This is a genomic window from Caulobacter sp. KR2-114 (genome assembly GCF_049446115.1).
Taxonomy (GTDB): Bacteria; Pseudomonadota; Alphaproteobacteria; order Caulobacterales; family Caulobacteraceae; genus Acaudatibacter.
Map to the genome: position 1 here is coordinate 1,117,307 of NZ_JBMSEC010000001.1, position 18,082 is coordinate 1,135,388.

Annotated in this window: 13 protein-coding genes; all 13 read left to right on the forward strand. The window is 72.4% G+C overall.

Annotated features, from left to right (window positions below; genetic code table 11):
* Positions 1-44 precede the first annotated feature (44 nt).
* Complete coding sequence (locus ACO2Q3_RS05100) at positions 45-1,793, forward strand: hypothetical protein (RefSeq protein ID WP_423305452.1); 1,749 nt, start codon at positions 45-47, stop codon at positions 1,791-1,793.
* Positions 1,794-1,894: 101 nt separating this feature from the next.
* Entirely contained in the window at positions 1,895-2,164 is a 270-nt protein-coding gene (locus tag ACO2Q3_RS05105) for a helix-turn-helix domain-containing protein (RefSeq protein WP_423305453.1), read from the forward strand.
* Between the two features lie 40 nt (positions 2,165-2,204).
* Entirely contained in the window at positions 2,205-3,905 is a 1,701-nt protein-coding gene (locus ACO2Q3_RS05110) for a SulP family inorganic anion transporter (RefSeq protein ID WP_423305454.1), read from the forward strand.
* A 65-nt stretch (positions 3,906-3,970) separates the two neighbouring features.
* Positions 3,971-5,095: a c-type cytochrome biogenesis protein CcmI gene (gene ccmI / locus ACO2Q3_RS05115; protein ID WP_423305455.1), complete on the forward strand. Its 1,125-nt coding sequence runs from the start codon at positions 3,971-3,973 to the stop codon at positions 5,093-5,095.
* Between the two features lie 8 nt (positions 5,096-5,103).
* Positions 5,104-5,622 carry a cytochrome c maturation protein CcmE gene (gene ccmE, locus ACO2Q3_RS05120; protein ID WP_423305456.1) on the forward strand — a complete coding sequence of 173 codons (519 nt, stop codon included), beginning with the start codon at positions 5,104-5,106 and terminating at the stop codon, positions 5,620-5,622.
* Complete coding sequence (locus ACO2Q3_RS05125; RefSeq protein WP_423305457.1) at positions 5,619-7,646, forward strand: heme lyase CcmF/NrfE family subunit; 2,028 nt, start codon at positions 5,619-5,621, stop codon at positions 7,644-7,646. The genes ccmE and ACO2Q3_RS05125 overlap by 4 nt, the downstream gene beginning before the upstream one ends.
* Positions 7,643-8,107: a cytochrome c-type biogenesis protein gene (locus tag ACO2Q3_RS05130; RefSeq protein WP_423305458.1), complete on the forward strand. Its 465-nt coding sequence runs from the start codon at positions 7,643-7,645 to the stop codon at positions 8,105-8,107. The genes ACO2Q3_RS05125 and ACO2Q3_RS05130 overlap by 4 nt, the downstream gene beginning before the upstream one ends.
* Before the next feature lie 154 nt (positions 8,108-8,261).
* Entirely contained in the window at positions 8,262-9,848 is a 1,587-nt protein-coding gene (locus ACO2Q3_RS05135) for a Do family serine endopeptidase (protein ID WP_423305459.1), read from the forward strand.
* 30 nt (positions 9,849-9,878) lie between these two features.
* Positions 9,879-10,550, forward strand: a complete 672-nt coding sequence (locus tag ACO2Q3_RS05140) for a response regulator transcription factor (RefSeq protein WP_423305460.1) — start codon at positions 9,879-9,881, stop codon at positions 10,548-10,550.
* An 18-nt stretch (positions 10,551-10,568) separates the two neighbouring features.
* A complete protein-coding gene (locus ACO2Q3_RS05145; RefSeq protein ID WP_423305461.1) occupies positions 10,569-11,972 on the forward strand; it encodes an ATP-binding protein in 1,404 nt (467 codons plus the stop codon).
* The gene (locus ACO2Q3_RS05150) at positions 11,920-14,904 is read left to right on the forward strand and encodes a bifunctional [glutamine synthetase] adenylyltransferase/[glutamine synthetase]-adenylyl-L-tyrosine phosphorylase (protein WP_423305462.1); all 2,985 of its coding nucleotides are present in this window, start codon (positions 11,920-11,922) and stop codon (positions 14,902-14,904) included. The genes ACO2Q3_RS05145 and ACO2Q3_RS05150 overlap by 53 nt, the downstream gene beginning before the upstream one ends.
* Before the next feature lie 104 nt (positions 14,905-15,008).
* The gene (locus tag ACO2Q3_RS05155) at positions 15,009-17,324 is read left to right on the forward strand and encodes an ATP-binding protein (protein WP_423305463.1); all 2,316 of its coding nucleotides are present in this window, start codon (positions 15,009-15,011) and stop codon (positions 17,322-17,324) included.
* Between the two features lie 173 nt (positions 17,325-17,497).
* Entirely contained in the window at positions 17,498-18,055 is a 558-nt protein-coding gene (locus ACO2Q3_RS05160; RefSeq protein WP_423305464.1) for an RNA polymerase sigma factor, read from the forward strand.
* Positions 18,056-18,082 lie beyond the last annotated feature (27 nt).

The following is an 18,082-nucleotide window of genomic DNA, read 5'->3' on the forward strand; positions in this document are numbered from 1 at the left end:
CTTCGATGCGAACATCCCTGGCCAGGAAACCGGGGGCTTGGGGCATGCGATCGCTGATTCTGGGCGGACTGCTGTCTGCCCTGCTGGCCGGCGCGGCGCTCGCCGGCGAGCCGGCCGCGAGCTCCGGCACGGGCGGCATGGCGGACATGTCCGGCATGGACACCATGCCGGGCATGGGCCAGATGCGCATGCCGCCGATGCCCGCCGCCTATGCCGGCGAGGCCGACAAGCCGGGCGCGCCGGTGTTCGCCGGCCTGGGCGACCATAAGCATCCGATCAGCACGAAGAACCCCGAGACGCAGAAGTTCTTCGACCAGGGCGTCAACCTGATGTTCGGCTTCAACCACGCCGAGGCGATCCGGTCGTTCCGCGAGGGGGCTCGGCTGGATCCGGATTGCGCCATGTGCTGGTGGGGCGTGGCGGTGGCGCTGGGGCCCAACATCAACATGACCATGCCCGACGACGCGGTCGCGCCCGCCTGGCAGGCGCTGCAGCGGGCCGTCGCCCTGGAGCCCAAGGCCACCCCCCTGGAGCGCGCCTGGATCGAGGCGCTGCGCGCCCGCTACGCCGAGCATCCCCCCGCCGACCGCCATGCGCTGGACGAGGCCTGGGCCACGGCGATGGGCGCCCTGTGGAAGGCCCATCCGGAAGACCTCGACGCCGGGACCTTCTACGCCGAGGCGATGATGGACACCCAGCCGTGGGACTACTGGCGGCTGGACGGCGTGACGCCCAAGGGCCACGCGCTGGACATCGTCTCCACCCTCGAGACGGTGATCCGCCGCGATCCCAACCATCCGGGGGCCCTGCACCTCTACCTGCACGCGATGGAAGCCACCACGACGCCCGAGCGCGCGGAGGCCGCGGCCGACCGACTGGAGGTGCTGATGCCCGGCGCCGGGCACATCGTGCACATGCCCTCGCACATCTACTACCGGGTGGGCCGCTACAAGGACGCCGCCCACGTCAACGAACTGGCCGCCACGGTGGACGAGGGCTACATCGCCGCCTGCAAGGCCCAGGGCTACTATCCGGTGGGCTACTACGGCCACAACATCCACTTCCTGTGGACCTCGTCGGAGATGCAGGGCCGCTATCAGGCGTCGATCGACGCCGCCCGCCGGCTGGTCGCCGCCATCGGACAGTTCCCCGGGGCGGCCGAGGACACCGGCTCCGAACCCTATGAGTTGACCCCGGTCGCCACCCTGCTGCGCTTCGGCAAGTGGGATGCGATCCTGACCGAGCCTGCGCCCCTGGCGACGCACAAGGTGCAGACCGCCGTCTGGCTCTACGCCCGCGGCTTCGCCCACGCCAACAAGGGCGATCTGGCCGCCGCCCGCGCGGACCGCGAGACGCTGGGCGACCTGGCCACCAAGACTGACTTCTCGTCCTACGCGGCCAGCCACACCCCGGCCCACGACATGGCCGACATCGCCCTGGCGCTGCTGGACGGCGAGATCGCCCGGGTGTCGGGCAACCTGCCCGACGCGATCGGCCGTTTCCGCCTCGCCTGGACCCTGGAACAGGGGCTGCCCTACAACGAGCCGCCGTACTGGCATCAGCCCACCAGCCACATCCTGGGCGCGGCGCTGCTGCAGGCGCGCCGGCCCGCCGAGGCCGAGGCGGTCTACCGCCAGAGCCTGAAGACTTACCGCGACGATGGCTGGGCCCTGCACGGCCTGATCGCGGCGCTGGAGGCTCAGGGCAAGACCTCTGACGCCGCCAAAGCCCGCGACGCCTTCGCGCGCGCCTGGCAACTAGCGGACGTCACCCCGGAGACGTCGCGATTCTGACGCCGCGTGCGTCAAATCCGCTCACGGCTCAAACATTGAACATGATGTTCTGTACATCAGTTATGAGATTTGATACGCGTGTTGTTGTCTATGGAGCGTGAATGATCACCGCGGCGCAGATGCGGGCCGCGCGGGCCCTGCTGGGGATCGACCAGCGTCGGCTCGCCGAGCTGTCGGGGGTCTCCCTGCCGACCATCCAGCGGATGGAGGCCAGCGAGGGGGCCGTGCGCGGCGTGATCGACACCCTGATGAAGGTCGTCGAGGCCTTCGACGCGGCCGGGATCGAGCTGATCGGCGAGAACGCCCCCAGCGCCGGCGCCGGCCGCGGTGTGCGCCTGAAGCTTGGCAAGGGGCCAGGCGGCGGCTCCTGACGGATCGCGCGCCGCCCGCCGGTCGCGCCGAGAGGACCGGATGAGCGCCCCAGACGCCGCCTACGCCGAACCCTTCCGCCCGAAGCTGCTGACCGTGCTGGGCGAGTCCTATGGGCTGAAGGACCTGCGCGCCGACATCATGGCCGGGCTGACGGTGGCGATCGTCGCCCTGCCGCTCTCCATGGCCATCGCCATCGCCTCGGGCGTCGGCCCGGAGCGCGGTCTCTACACCTCGATCGTCGGCGGCTTCCTGGTCTCCGCGCTGGGCGGCAGCCGCTTTCAGATCGGCGGTCCGGCCGGCGCCTTCATCGTGCTCGTGGCCTCGACGGTGGCGCGGCACGGACTCGACGGCCTGCTGCTGGCGACCCTGCTGTCGGGCGTGATCCTGGCCCTGGTCGGGGCGCTGCGCCTGGGCGTGTTCATCAAGTACATCCCCTATCCGGTGACGGTGGGCTTCACCGCCGGCATCGCGGTGATCATCTTCGCCAGCCAGCTCAAGGACCTGCTCGGCCTGCGGCTGGCCGGCAAGGAGCCGGGCCCCCTGCTGCCCAAGCTCGAAGCGCTGACCGGCGCGGCCGGGACCGTCAGCCCGGCCGCCGTCGGGGTCGCCCTGGGCGCCGTCGCCGTCATCCTGCTGATCCGGCGCTGGCGGCCGCACTGGCCCGCCATGCTGATCGCCGTCGCCGGCGCGGCCGTCGCCGCCTGGGCCCTGGCCCTGCCGGTGGAGACCATCGCCAGCCGCTTCGGCGAGCTCCCGCGCGGCCTGCCGGCGCCGCGACTGCCGCCGATCTCGGTCGCGCGGGTGAGCCAGGCCCTGCCGGACGCCTTCTCGTTCGCCCTGCTGGGCGGCATCGAGAGCCTGCTTTCCGCCGTGGTGGCCGACAGCATGTCGGGCCGCCGGCACCGGTCCAACGTCGAGCTGTTCGCCCAGGGCCTGGCCAATATCGGCTCGGCCCTGTTCGGCGGCATGTGCGTGACCGGGACCATCGCGCGGACCGCCACCAACGTCCGCGCCGGCGCGCGCGGGCCGGTCGCGGGCATGGCCCACGCCCTGCTGCTGCTGGTGTTCCTGCTGGTCGCCGCGCCGCTGGCGGGCTTCATCCCCCTGGCGGCCCTGGCCGGGGTGCTGGCCGTGGTGGCCTGGAATATGGCCGAGAAGGACGCCTTCCTCAGCCTGCTGCGCGCCTCCCGCGGCGACGCCGTGGTGCTGGGCGTGACCTTCCTGCTGGTGGTGTTCCGCGACCTGACGGAAGGGATCGTCGTCGGCTTCGCCCTCTCGTCCCTGCTGATCCTGCACCGCATGGCCAGGGCGGTGCAGGTCTCGCCGGGCGCCGCGCCAGCGGTTGCCGGAGACGCCGACCCCGAGGACGGCGCGGCCTTCGCCCAGGCCGTCACCCGCGACGACCGGGTGGCCGTGTGCCGGATCTCCGGGGCCTTCTTCTTCGGCGCCGCCGCCGCCGTGGCCGCGGCCCTCGACCGGATCGGCGAGCACCCCCGGGCCTATGTCATCGACATCTCGGGCGCGCCGCTGATCGACTCCAGCGCCGCCGCGGCGATCGAGGGCTTCGCCCGGCGCGCGGCGGGCCGCGGGGCGATGGTGTATATCGCCGGCGCCAGCCGCGAGACCCGCCGCCTCCTGCTGCGCCAGGGGCTGCGCCCGCCGCACGTGCGCTATCGCCAGGACCTGGAAGGCGCCGTCGCCGCCGCCCATCGCCGGACCACCGCCGGCGCGGTGGCCTGACCGACGATCGTCGCTGCGGCGCCGCAGCGCTCGCGTCGAGCCGGGGATTGGGATAACAGCGCCGGATGATCATGATCTGGATCGCGGCGGCGCTGATGGCGGCCCTTTCCGCCGGCCTGGTGATGCACCGCGCGGCGCGGGGCGCCCGGCTGGCCGGGGCGCCTGACCCCGCGATGGACGTCTACCGCCGCCAGCTGGCCGAGATCGACGACCTGGCCGACCGTGGCCTGATCGCCGACGACGAGCGCCGGGCCGCCCGCGCGGAGACCGGCCGTCGCCTGCTGTCCCAGGCCGACGCCGCCGTCGCCCCGCTGCAGAGCCGGGTCCGGCCCGCGGCGGTGATGCTGTTCGCCGGCGCGCCCGCGCTGCTGGCGGTGGTGCTGTACGCCGTGGTCGGCGAGCCCGCCATGCCCGACCTGCCGTTTAAGGCGCGGCTGGCGAACTGGCGCGGCGAGGTGCAGCGCTGGGCGGCGCATCCCGACACCGATCCGCCACTGGGCCTGGCCGCGGTGCTGGCCGACGATGCGCGCGCGCATCCCGAAGATCCGCGCCCCCTGCGCGGCCTGGCGGCGCTGGACGAGGCCGTCGGCGACGCCCCCGGCGCGGCGCACGCGCTGCGCCGTCTGGCGCAGCTCACGCCCAACGACCCGGCCGTCTGGGAGATGCTCGCCAAGGCGCAGATCAGCCAGGCGCAGGGCAAGATCGACGCCCAGGCCGAGGCCTCGGTGCAGAAGCTGCTGGCGCTGGATCCCGGCAACGCCAACGCCCGCTACGTCCTGGCGCGCGCGCGCATCCTGCGGGGCGACACCACCGGCGGGCTGGCCGACTGGAAGGCGCTGTACGCAAGCCTTCCGGCGAACGATCCCAACCGACCCGGCCTGGCCGCCGACATCGACGCCGTGCAGAAGACCGGCAAGCCGGCCCCGCCCGCCGCCGCGCCGGAACCGCCGGCGGCCCAGGCGACGGCGCCGGGAACCGCGGCGATGATCCAGGGCATGGTGGACGGCCTGGCGGCGCGGCTGAAGGCCAGTCCCGACGACCCGGCCGGCTGGGTGCGCCTAGTGCGCGCCTATTCGGTGCTCGGCCAGACCGAAAAGCGCGACGCCGCCCTGGCCGAGGCGCGCCGGCGCTATGGCGCCCGGCCCGACGTGTTGAGCCAGCTCAACGACGCCGCGGCGCCGCAGAGGTAGTCGCCCGCATGGCCCTGCTCCCCCGCTCCAAGACCGCCCGCCGCCGCCTGATGGTGGTCGCCGCCGTCGCCCCCGTGCTCGCCCTGGCCGTCGGCCTGACGCTGTACGGCCTGCGCGGTTCGATCTCGTATTTCTACACCCCCGCCCAGGCGGTCCAGGCGCATGTCCCGGCCGGCCGGTCGATCCAGCTGGGCGGCCTGGTGGCCGTCGGCAGCGTGGTCAAGCGCGGCGGCGGCGAGGTCGACTTCACCGTCGCCGACAAGACCAGCACGTCGAAGGTGGTGTATCGCGGCGACCTGCCGGACCTGTTCCGCGAGGGCCAGGGCGTGGTCGCCATCGGCGCCTTCAACGACACAGGCGTGTTCGAGGCCAAGCAGGTGCTGGCCAAGCACGATGAGAAGTACATGCCCCCGGAACTGGCCAGACAGTTGAAGAAGCAGGGCGAGTGGCGCGGCGACGGGGCGGCGTCCCCCAGCTACGGGGCGCCCGCCTACAATGCGCCCGGCCAGGAGACCACCAGCCGATGATCGACGAACTGGGCCAGTTCGCCCTGGTGCTCGGGTTCTGCCTGTCGCTGGCGCAGATGGCCCTGTCGTTCGCCGGCCGCTGGCGGCGCGACGCGGTGCTGACCGGGGCCGGCGAAGGGGCGGCGCTGGGCGCCTTCCTCAGCCTCGCCTTCGCCTTCGGCGCCCTGATCCACGCCTTCGTGGTGTCGGACTTCTCGGTGATGAACGTCGCCGCCAACTCGCACACCGAAAAGCCGATGCTCTACAAGGTGGCCGGCGCCTGGGGCAGCCACGAGGGCTCGATCCTGCTGTGGTGCTTCGCCCTGACCGGCTACGGCGCGGCGGTGGCGCTGTCGCGGGGCCTGCCGTTCGGCCTCAAGGCGCTGACCGTGGCGGTGCAGGGAACCCTGGGCAGCCTGTTCGTCGGCTACATGCTGTTCGCCTCCAACCCGCTGCTGCGCATCGCCCTGCCGCCGGTCGAGGGCCACTCGCTCAATCCGCTGCTGCAGGACCCCGCTTTGGCGGCGCACCCGCCCTTCCTCTACGCCGGCTACGTCGGCTTCTCGGTGGTGTTCTCCCTGGCCGCCGCCGCCCTGATCGAGGGGCGGGTCGACGCCGCCTGGGCGCGCTGGGTGCGCCCCTGGGCGCTGGGCGCCTGGAGCCTGCTGACCATCGGTATCACCCTCGGCTCGTTCTGGGCCTACTACGAGCTCGGCTGGGGCGGCTGGTGGTTCTGGGACCCGGTGGAGAACGCCAGCTTCATGCCCTGGCTGCTGGGGACGGCGCTGCTGCACTCGGCGATCGTCACCGAGAAGCGCGGCGGCTTTCCGGCCTGGACCGCCTTCCTCGGCATGGGCTGCTTCACCCTGTCGATGCTGGGCGCCTTCCTGGTGCGCTCGGGGGTGCTGACCAGCGTGCACGCCTTCGCCGTCGATCCCAAGCGCGGCATCCTGCTGCTGGGCATCCTGGCGCTGGCGGCGGGGTCCGGCTTCGCCCTGTTCGCCTGGCGCGCGCCGAGGCTGAAGGACCCGGCGACCTTCGCCCCGATCAGCCGGGAAAGCACCCTGTTCATCAACAACATCCTCCTGTCGGCGGTGACGGTGACGGTGCTGCTGGGCACCCTCTATCCGCTGCTGAAGGAGGCCGTCACCGGCGAGGCGGTCTCGGTCGGCCCGCCGTTCTTCAACCTGACCTTCGTGCCGCTGATGGTGACGGCCTTCCTGATCCTGCCGGCCGGGCCGCTGCTGGCCTGGAAGCGCGGCGACGCCGCCGCCGTCGTCCAGCGGCTGGTCCCCGCGGTGATCGCCGCCGCCGCGGCCGGGCTGCTCTGCCTGGCGGTGGTCAGTCCGAGGAAGGCGCTGGCCTCGTTTGGCGTGGGCCTGGGGGCCTGGCTGATCGCCGGGGCGCTCGACGAGATCGCCGAGCGCGTGCGGCTGTTCCGCGCGCCGCTGGCCGAGAGCGGCCGGCGCCTGGGCGGGCTGCCGCGCGGCGCCTGGGGCATGAGCCTGGCGCACATCGGCCTGGGCGTGTTCGTGATGGGCGCGGCGTTCGAGAGCGCCTGGAAGGTCGAGGCGGCCGAGACCCGGCCGATCGGCGGGGTCGTCGCGCTCGGCGACTACCGCCTGACCCTGCAGGACGTCTCGCCCCGGCCTGGCCCCAACTACGACGCCGAGCACGCCCGGATCCTGGTCACCGATGCGGCGGGGGCCGTCGCCTGCACCGCCGAGCCGGAGCGGCGCACCTACGATTCCGGCGGCCAGACCACCAGCGAGGTGGCGATCTGCGCCAAGGGGGCGGACGACATCTATGTGGTGCTGGGCGAACGGCGCATCGCCGACGCCGGCGCTTCGCAATGGCTGATCCGGGCCTACTGGAATCCCTGGGCGCGGCTGCTGTTCTTCGGGCCGGTGCTGATGGCCCTCGGCGGCGCGATCTCGCTCTCCGACCGGCGCCTGCGGTTCGCCGTGGGCCGGCGCGCGCGCGCCCGGACGGCCGGGCCCGCTACGCCCTCCGTCGCCGGTCCGTCCCCGGAGCCTGCGGAGTGAAGGGCCTCTCCCTGGCCCGACGTCTGGCCGCCATCGCCGGCGCCGCGCTCTGCCTGGCCGCGGCCTCCGATCCGGCGGACCGTCTGAAGGACCCCGCGCAGGAAGCCCGCGCCCGCGCCATCTTCCGCGACGTGCGCTGCCTGGTCTGCCAGAACGAGTCGATCGACGATTCGGAAGCCACCCTGGCGGCGGACCTGCGCCGGCTGGTGCGCCAGCAGGTCGCCGCGGGCCGCTCGGACGCCGAGATCAAGGCCTACCTGCGCTCGCGCTACGGCGAGTTCGTGCTGCTCAAGCCGCCGTTCTCGTGGGGCAACGCCGCGCTGTGGACTGCACCCTTCGCCGTGGTCGCCCTGGGCGGCGCGCTGCTGCTGCTGCGTCGCCGCAGGGACGCGCCAGTTGAAACCCTCAGTGCTGAGGAAGAAGCGCGGCTCGAACATTTGCTGAGCGATGAAACACACTGACAAGCTTGGACAAGTTCGCGCCTGAAAACCGCTTCGCAAAAGCCCCCGGGATGACGGAAAGGTAACTTGAGAGGCCTCGCGCATTTTGGCATCGGAGCCTAGATTAGTGGTCACCCGGACCCCCCAAGCAAATGCCGGGAATGAGGAACACGTGATGGCGGTTAGGAAGTACCAATTCTTTGTCGGCGCTCTGGCGGGGGTCGGGGTCGCCGTGGCGGCGGCGGCCGGCGTGGGGGTCAGGCTGCCGGCGGCGGCGGCCGACACGCACGGGCGGCTGATGCTGGCGTCCACCTCCCCGGTGTTCGCCCCGGCGCCCGGCGCGCCGCAGTCGTTCGCCGACATCTTCGAGAAGGTCTCGCCGGCGGTGGTCTCGATCAACGTGACCTCGCACATCCCGGTTGCGCAGCAGAACCCCGCCTTGAAGGGCTTCCCGTTCAACATCGTGCCGCCCAACGGCGGCGGCGGCGACGATGACGGCGACGACAACAGTGGCGGCGCCTCGCCCAACCCGCGCGGCCAGAAGGCGCTCTCGGCCGGTTCCGGCTTCTTCATCTCGCCCGACGGCTACATCGTCACCAACAACCACGTCGTCGAGAACGCCGACGACATCAAGGTGGTGATGAAGGACGGCTCGACGCTGAAGGCCACCGTGGTCGGCCGCGACGAGGGCACCGACCTGGCGGTGATCAAGGTCGAGGGCCACAACTTCGCCTACGTCGACTTCGAGAACAACGCCCGCCCGCGGGTCGGCGACTGGGTGCTGGCGGTGGGCAACCCGTTCAGCCTGGGCTCGACCGCCACGGCCGGCATCGTCTCGGCCTACGGCCGCGACATCGGCGAGACCTTCGTCGACTACATCCAGATCGACGCCCCCATCAACCGCGGCAACTCCGGCGGCCCGACCTTCGACACCTACGGCCGCGTGATCGGCGTCAACACCGCGATCTTCTCGCCGTCCGGCGGCTCGGTGGGCATCGGCTTCGCCATTCCGGCCGACGTCGCCGACAACATCACCAAGCAGCTGATCGCCGGCGGCAAGATCACCCGCGGCTACATCGGCGCCACCATCCAGAACCTGTCGGATGAGATGGCCGAGAGCTGGGGCCTGAAGGGCCGCAAGGGCGCCGTGGTCGCCGACCTGGTGCCCAACGGCCCGGCCTCGCGCGGCGGCCTGCAGCAGGGCGACGTGGTGGTCGCGGTCAACGGCCACAACGTGACCACCTCCTCGGAGATGACCCGCGAGGTGGCCAAGGCCAAGGCCGGGGACACCCTGCACCTGGACGTCTATCGCGACGGCAAGCAGCGCACCGTCGACATCAAGTCCGGCACCCGCCCGTCCGAGGCGCAGCTGGCCCAGAACGGCGGCGCCGGCGGCGATGACAGCGACAGCGGCGGCTCCGCGGCGGGGCCGAAGGTCGGCGCCAAGGCGCAGGTGCTGGGCATGTCCCTGACGCCGCTGGATCCGGTGGCGCGCCGGCAGTACGGCATCGACGACGCGGTGCGCGGCGTGCTGGTGGACGGGGTCAAGGGCTCGTCCGACGCCGGCGAGAAGGGCCTGCGCCGCGGCGACGTGATCGTCCGCGCGGGCGGTCACGAGGTGGCGAGCGCCAGCGACGTGGCCGCGGCGGTGGCCGAATGGCGCAAGTCCGGCCGCACCTCGATCCCGCTGGGCATCAGCCGCGGCGGCCGCACCCTGTTCCTGCCGGTGAAGATCGACGAAGCCGCGAAGGGCGATGGCTAGGGCCATCGCGGCTGCGAAGGGGGACGCAGGATGCGACTGCTGATCGTGGAAGACGACGTCGTGGCCAGCGAGGTGATGGTCAAGGGCCTCACCGACGCCGGTCACGAGTGCATCGCCGCGCCGGACGGCCAGGCCGGCCTGCTGGCGGCCAAGGGCGCGAAGTTCGACGTGATGATCGTCGACCGGATGATGCCCCGGCTGGACGGCGTGGCCATGGTCGAGCTGCTGCGCCGCGAGGGCGACCAGACGCCGGTGCTGTTTCTCTCCGCCCTTGGCGAGATCAACGACCGGGTCGCCGGGCTGAAGGCCGGCGGCGACGACTATCTGGTCAAGCCCTACGCCTTCGCCGAGCTGAGCGCCCGCGTGGAAGCCCTGGCGCGCCGGCGGGAGACCGGCTCGGTGCAGACCCTGCTGCGGGTCGGCGACCTGGAGATGGACCTGATCGGCCGGGAGGTGCGTCGGCAGGGCAAGGAGATCGACCTGCAGCCGCGCGAGTTCCAGCTTTTGGAATTCCTGATGCGCAACGCCGGCCAGTCGGTGACCCGCACCATGTTGCTGGAGAAGGTCTGGGAATACCACTTCGACCCGCAGACCAACGTCATCGACGTGCACATCTCGCGGCTGCGCTCGAAGATCGACAAGGGTTTCGATCGGCCGATGCTGCAGACCGTCCGGGGCGCGGGCTACCGCCTCGAAGCCTGAGGCCCATAGCCTCCCGCCATGCGCCTGCCGCGCCTTTTCCGCACCACGCCGTTCCGGCTGACGCTGCTGTTCCTGGCGGTGTTCGCGGCCGCGGCCAGCGCCTTCCTGGCGTACATCTACCTGGCCACGGCGGGCGAGGTGAACCGGCACGCGGACGCGGCCATCACCCGCGAGATGCAGTCGCTGGAGGCGATCTACCGCCGGGGCGGCTTCGCGGTGCTGAACCAGGCGGTGATCGACCGCGCCTCCAGCGATCACGGCTTCCTGTACCTGCTGATGAACAAGGACGGCCAGCCGGTCAGCGGCTCCCTGGCGGTCTCGCCGGTGGACCACCAGAACGGCGACCGCGAATGGGCCAGCTTCCGGCTCAACGAGACCGATCCGGACGGGGCGATGATCCGCCGTCCTGCGCGGGGCATGCAGGAGCGGCTGTCCGGCGGCGAGCTGCTGTTCGTCGGCTCTGACGTCGGCGAGGCCGAGGGCTATGTGGTCAAGATCGCCCGCGCGCTCTGGGGCGCCGGGGCGCTGGTGATCCTGCTGGGCCTGGCCGGCGGGGTGGTGGTCAGCCGAGACGTGTCGCGCAACATCTCCAGCCTGACCGGGGTGATCGGCGCGGTGCGCGGCGGCGATCTGCGGGCGCGGGCCGAGGTGCGCCACACCGGCGACGAGTACGACGAGCTGGCCGGCGGGCTGAACGACATGCTGGATCGCCTGGAGCGCTCGATCGGCGGGCTGCGCCATGCCGGCGACGCCATCGCCCACGACCTGCGCTCGCCGCTGACCCGCCTGCGGGCGCGCCTGGAGGCGGCGGCGATCGAGGCCGACAACGGCAAGGGCGATCCGGTGGCCGCCCTGCACACGGCCCTGGAAGACGCCGACAACGTGCTGAAGACCTTCAACGCCGTGCTCGCCATCGCCCGGCTGGAGGCGGCCGTCGAGCCGCCGAATCCGGTGACCTTCGACCCCGGCGAACTGGCGGCCGGCGTCGCCGAGCTCTACGAGCCGCTGTGCGAGGACAAGGGTCTGGACTTCCGCGCCGAGCTGACCCCGACGCTGCAGCTGCGCGGCAACCGCGAGTTCATCGCCCAGGCCCTGGCCAACATGCTGGACAACGCGGTCAAGTACACGCCCGAGGGCGGGGCGATCATGCTGCGCGTGCGCCGCCGCTCGTCCGGCGACGTGGAGTTCTCGGTGACGGACACCGGCCCCGGCGTGCCGGAGACCGAGCGAGCGCGGGTGATCCAGCGTTTCGTGCGCCTGGAAAACAGTCGCAACGAGCCAGGCGCGGGCCTCGGCCTGTCGCTGGTGAGCGCCGTCGCCCAGGCGCACAAGGGCGGCCTGGAGCTCGACGAGGGTCCGGGGTCCGTCGATGGTTCCGGCCCTGGCCTGCGCGTGGCCCTGGTGCTGCCGAAGATCGGCTGAGCCGGCCCTTCTAGGAACCGCCGCGAGTCGCCATGATGCGCCGGTGACCGCGCTCCTCGATCTGATCCAGCCCTGTGGCCCCCTGGTCGACGCCAAGGCGGCCGAGCGGTTGCGGGCCCAGCTGGACGAGGCGGCCGTGGAGGGCGGCTGGCAGGAAACCCTGGCCGGCGCCTGGCGCGCCCTGGCGCCGGTGTTCGCCGCCTCGCCCTACCTGGCCTCGCTGGCGCGGCGGGACCCGGAAAGGTTGCGGCGCATCCTGGAAAAGGACCCCCAGGCGCACCTGGAACTGATCCTGCAACGCGCCGCCGAGGCCGGGGCCGACCTGGCCAACGGCGAGGCCTCGCTGCGGGTGCTGAAGGCTGACCTGCACCTGCTGACCGCCCTGGCCGACCTGGGCGGCGCCTGGGACCTGGACGCCGTGACCGCCGCCCTGACCCGCTTCGCCGACACGGTCACCCAGGCGGCCATCGCCCTGGCCGCCCGCGAGGCCCTCGCGGCGGGCCGGCTGACCCGGCTGGGCGAAGGCGAGGAAGGGCCCCTGCCCGGCTATTTCGCCATCGCCATGGGCAAGCACGGCGCCTTCGAACTCAACTATTCCAGCGACATCGACATCTCGATCTTCTACGCGCCGGAGGCCCTGCCCCTGGCCGACGGCATCGAGCCGCCGGCCTTCGTGGCGCGCATCACCGAACGCCTCTCCAACATCCTGCAGAGCCGCACGGCGGACGGCTATGTGTTCCGCGTGGACCTTCGGCTGCGCCCGGACCCGTCGTCCACGCCGCTCGCCGTGCCGGTGGACGCCGCCTACGAGTACTACGAGACCGTCGGCCAGAACTGGGAACGGGCGGCCTTCATCAAGGCCCGCGCCTGCGCCGGCGACCTCGGGCGCGGCGAGGCGTTCCTGCGCGAACTGCGCCCCTTCGTCTGGCGGCGCAACCTCGACTTCGCCGCCATCGCCGACATCCACTCGATCAAGCGCCAGATCCACGCGCACAAGGTGGACGAGCGTCTCACCGCCAAGGGCGCCGACCTGAAGCTCGGCCGCGGGGGCATCCGCGAGGTGGAATTCTACGTCCAGACCCAGCAGCTGATCCTGGGCGGCCGCCATCCGGACCTGCGCTCGCCGCGCACACTGGACGCCCTGGCCGCCCTCGCCGCCGCCGGACAGGTCGGCGAGGCCGCCGCGGAGGACCTCACCGAGGCCTACCGCACCCTGCGGGCCCTGGAGCACCGCGCGCAGATGGTGGCCGACGAACAGACCCATCGCCTGCCGGAGGCCGACGCCGATCGCCGGCGCATCGCCGCCCTGGCCGGCCACACCGACCTCAAGGCGTTCGACGCCTTCGTCGGGCGGGTGCTGCGGCGGGTCAACGGCCGCTACGGCGAGCTGTTCGCCGGCGAGGAGGCGCTGTCCTCGCGCTTCGGCAGCCTGATCTTCACCGGCGTCGACGACGACCCCGAGACGCTGGCGACGCTGAAGCGGATGGGCTTCTCCCACCCCGCCCAGGTTTCGCAGACCATCCGCGGCTGGCACCACGGCCACATCGCCGCCACCCGCACCGAGCGCGGGCGCGAACTCTTCACCCGCCTGGCCCCGCGTCTGCTGGAGGCGGCCAACGCCACGGGCGCGCCGGACGCCGCCTTCCTGCGCTTCTCCGACTTCTTCGGCGGCCTGTCGTCGGGGGTGCAGGTGCAGTCGCTGTTCCTGGCGCAGCCCAAGCTGCTGGAGCTGGTGGTGCGGGTGATGGCGTTCGCGCCGGAATTCGCGCGCACCCTGGCGCGCCAGCCGGCGGCGCTCGACGCCCTGCTGGACCCCAGCTTCTTCGCCGCGATCGAGCCGCCTGGGGATCTGGCCGACGCCATCGCCGGGGCGGACGGCTTCGAAGCCGCCATGGACCTGGCGCGCCGGCGCCACCGGGAGGCGGCCTTCCGCATCGGCACGCAGGTGATGGGCGGGGTGGCGACCGCCGAGGCCGCCGGCGCCGCCTTCGCCGACCTGGCCGACGCCATCATCCGCGGCCTGTCCGTCGCCGCCCTGGCCGAGGTCAGCCGCATGGCGGGCGCGTTCGACGGCGACGTCGCCGTGGTCGCGCTCGGCAAGTGCGGCTCGCGGGAGATGACCGCGCGCTCCGACCTCGACCTGATGACCCTCTATCGCGCCCGCACCCCGGATGCGGCGTCGGCGACCCGGGGCTGGGGGGCGGAGACCTTCTACACCCGCTTCACCCAGCGCCTGGTGGCCGCCCTCTCGGCTCCCACGGGTGAGGGCCTGCTGTACGAAGTGGACCTGCAGCTTCGTCCGTCCGGCACCCAGGGGCCTGTTGCGGTCAGCTTCGGCGCCTTCACCGGCTACTACCGCGGGGGCGAGGCCGAGACCTGGGAGTTCCTGGCCATGACCCGCGCGCGGGTGGTCTGGGCGACGTCGGACGCGTTCGCCGTCGAGGCGGCCGAAGCGATCGAGACGGCGCTGCGACAGCCCCGCGATCCGGCCGCCCAGGCGGCCGACGTCCGGGAGATGCGCGAGCTGATGGCGCGCGAGCGCCCGCCGCGGGGCGAATGGGACATGAAGCTCAGCGAAGGCGGCCTCGTGGACATCGAGTTCGCCGCCCAGCACCTGCAGCTCGCCGCCGCCGCGGCGGGCGGACCTCTGGCGCAGAACACCCGCGCCGCCCTGGAGGCCCTCGGCGAAGCCGCCCTGGCGCCGCCCGAGCGCCTGGCCGAGTTGATCGACGCCTGGCGGCTGCAGCAGAACCTGTCGCAGCTGCTGAAGGTGGCGCTGGACGACGACGCCGACCCGGCGGAGGAGCCGCCGGCGCTCAAGAACCTGCTGGCCCGGGCGGGTGGCGCGCGCGACTTCCGGGCGCTGCTGCAGCGGCTGCGCCGGGCGCGGCAGGCGGCCCACGCCGCCTATCTGGCGACGCTTCGGAGCTAGGTCGGGTAGCCGCCAGAAACCTGCGACAAAAGCGCCGGAGCCGGCCGTCGAAAGGCTCGATTCAGCAATCCGGCGACAATGGGACGCCGGGAGCAAAAGCCACCATGACGACGTCCGGCGCAAAACGCGCACCCTGGTCGACGCTGATCGGCGACGAGTCGCAGACGGCAGGCTGGTTCTTCGAGCACGCCGCGGACCTGTTCGCGGTGGTCGCCCCGACCGGTCAACTGACCGAGTGCAATCCGGCCTGGACCGCGGTCACCGGCCGGCCCCGCGACCAGCTGATCGGCACGCGCTTCCTCGACCTCGTCCACCCCGACAGCCGCCCCGATCTGGTGCGTCAGGTGCGGGCGCTCGATAGCATCGCCCACGCCCCCATATCGCTGCGCGTCGCCCGCCACGACGGCGGCTGGGCCCAGCTTCGCGGCGAGGTGCGCCGGGGGCCGGACGGCCAGGTCATGGGCGCCCTGCGCGACGTGACCGAGGAGTTCAAGGCCGCCGAGACGGTCGCCAACGCGCAGAAAGTCCAGCGCTATCTGTCGGAGGCCGCCGGCGTGGGCCTGTGGTGGTTCGACCCCCGCTCCCAGCGCATCACCTGGTCCGACGAGTGGCTGGCGATGCTGGCCAAGGCGGGGGTCAGCATGACCACCGAGGAGGACTTCGGCCGCTATTGTCACCCTGACGACCTGCCGGGCGTGCTGGCGGCCATGGACGGCGCCATCGACCACGGCCGGCCCGGGGCCTTCGAACATCGACTGCGCACCGACGCCGGCGGCTGGATGCACGTGCGCGGCCACGTGTGGGGCGAGCGTCTGGAGGGCGGCCTGCACCTGGCGCACGGCATCTCGCAGGACGTGACCGCCCTGGTGGTCGCCCGCGACATGGCCGTGCAGGGCGAGCGTCGCAGCCGCGACCTGATCGAACAGGCGCCCTATGCGGTTGCGATCTTCGACCGCGCGCTGCGTTATTCCATGGTCAGCCCGCGCTGGGCGCAGCTGTTCCACCTGGAGGGCCGGCCGCATCTTGGCTACGACCTGTCGGGCCTGAACCACGCGCCCTATGCCGAGGTGATCAAGGCCCAGAAGCGCGCCCTGGCCGGCGAGATCGTCAGCAAATCCGAGGACGTCATCACCGACACCCAGGGACACACCTACGCCCTGCGCTGGGAGTGCCGCCCCTGGCGCGACGGGGCGGGCAACGTCGACGGGGTGGTGATGTACGCCGACGACATCTCGGCCATCGTCGCGGCGCGCCGTGAGGCCGAGGATCGCGCCGGCGAACTGGCCGTCGCCCTGCAGCTGGCTCAGGCGGCCACCGAGGCGAAGTCCCGCTTCCTGGCCAACATCAGCCACGAGATCCGCACGCCGATGAACGGGGTGCTGGGCGTGCTGCATCTGCTGAAGGCGCAGAACCTTTGCACGCCGGGCGAGGGCCTGATCGATGAGGCTCTGGCGTGCGGCGGCATGCTGCAGGCGCTGCTCGACGACGTGATCGACTTCTCACGCATCGAGGCCGGCCACCTGGAGCTCAATCCCGACCCCCTGTCGCCGGCCGCGGTGGCCGAGGGCGTGGTGAAGCTGCTGTCGCCCCAGGCGGACCGCAAGGGCCTGGCCCTCTCGGTCGAAGCCGAGGACGGCCTCGGCGAGGTGATGGCCGATCCGGCGCGCCTGCGCCAGTGCCTGTTCAACCTGGTCGGCAACGCCGTGAAGTTCACCGAGGCCGGCCACGTGACGGTGCGGGCCGGATGGCGCGGCACAGGGGCGCAAAAGCGGTTGCGCTTCGAGGTCGAGGACAGCGGCATCGGCATCCCCGAGGCGGCGCAGGCGCGGGTCTTCGAGCGGTTCCAGCAGGCCGATGGCTCGACCACCCGCCGCTTCGGCGGCTCCGGCCTGGGGCTGGCCATCACCCGGCGGCTGGCTCAGATCATGGGCGGCGAGGTGGGGCTGACATCGACTCCTGGGGTCGGCTCGACGTTCTGGCTCGAAATCGCCGCCCCGCCCGCCCAGCGCCCGTCGGCGGATCACGCGGTGACGCCGTCCGGCCTCGCCGACCTCGACATCCTGCTGATCGAGGACAACGCCACCAACCGGCTCATCGCCAGCCGCATCCTCGAGGGCCTGGGCGCACGGGTCACCTGCGCCGAGGACGGCGAGCGGGGCGTGGAGGCGGCCCGGCTACGGCCGTTCGACCTGATCCTGATGGACATCCAGATGCCGGGCATCGATGGCCTGGAAGCCACCCGGCAGATCCGCGCCCTGCCCTCCACCGCCGCCGGCGCCCCGATCATTGCCCTCACCGCCAACGTCATGAGCCACCAGCGCGACAGCTACCGGGCCGCCGGCATCGATGGCGTGGTGGCCAAGCCGATCTCGCCCGGGGCGCTGCTGGCCGAGATCGCCCGCGTCGCCGAGGCGGCCTGACGGCGCCATCCTCCGGCGACGGAATGCCCTCGCCAGCGCGTGACAGCTGCCGGGACGGCGTTGGTTGGGGGGACGTCATTGGAGTTCTCGTCGTAAGGGATCATCTGATGGCGCCCGGGCGTCGCTCTCACGGCATGGCCGGCAAGGAGCGCAGGGCGTGGACGAGGTGAGGCTTGAGGCCAGCGGCCGGCGACACGGACGACGAACTGGTGCTGCGCGCGGGCCGGGGCGACCCGGCCGCCGTTCGGGCGCTCGTCGCCCGCAAGCTGCCGCGCATCCTGGCGCTGGCGCAGCGCATGCTGAGCGATGCGGCGGAGGCCGAGGACGTGGCGCAGGAAACCTTCGTGCGGGTCTGGAAGAACGCGCCCAACTGGCGGCCGGGCGAGGCCAAGTTCGACACCTGGCTGCATCGGGTGTCGCTGAACCTCTGCTACGATCGCCTGCGCCGGCGGCGCGAGCACCCGACAGCCGATCCGCCGGAACAGGTGGACGCCGGCCCGGCGCCGGACCGCAACCTGCTGGCCCGGGACGTCGGCAAGCGCGTGGCCGCCTCCTTGCAGAGCCTGCCGCCGAGACAGCGCGAGGCGATCGTTCTGTGCCACTATCAGGAGCTGGGCAACATCGAGGCGGCCGCCTTGATGCAGGTCAGCGTCGAAGCGCTGGAGAGCCTGCTGTCGCGCGGCCGCCGCGCGCTTCGCGCGGCGCTGGCCGATCTGGCGGACGGGGGATGACGCAGCCATGCCGCAACGGGAGAGTCC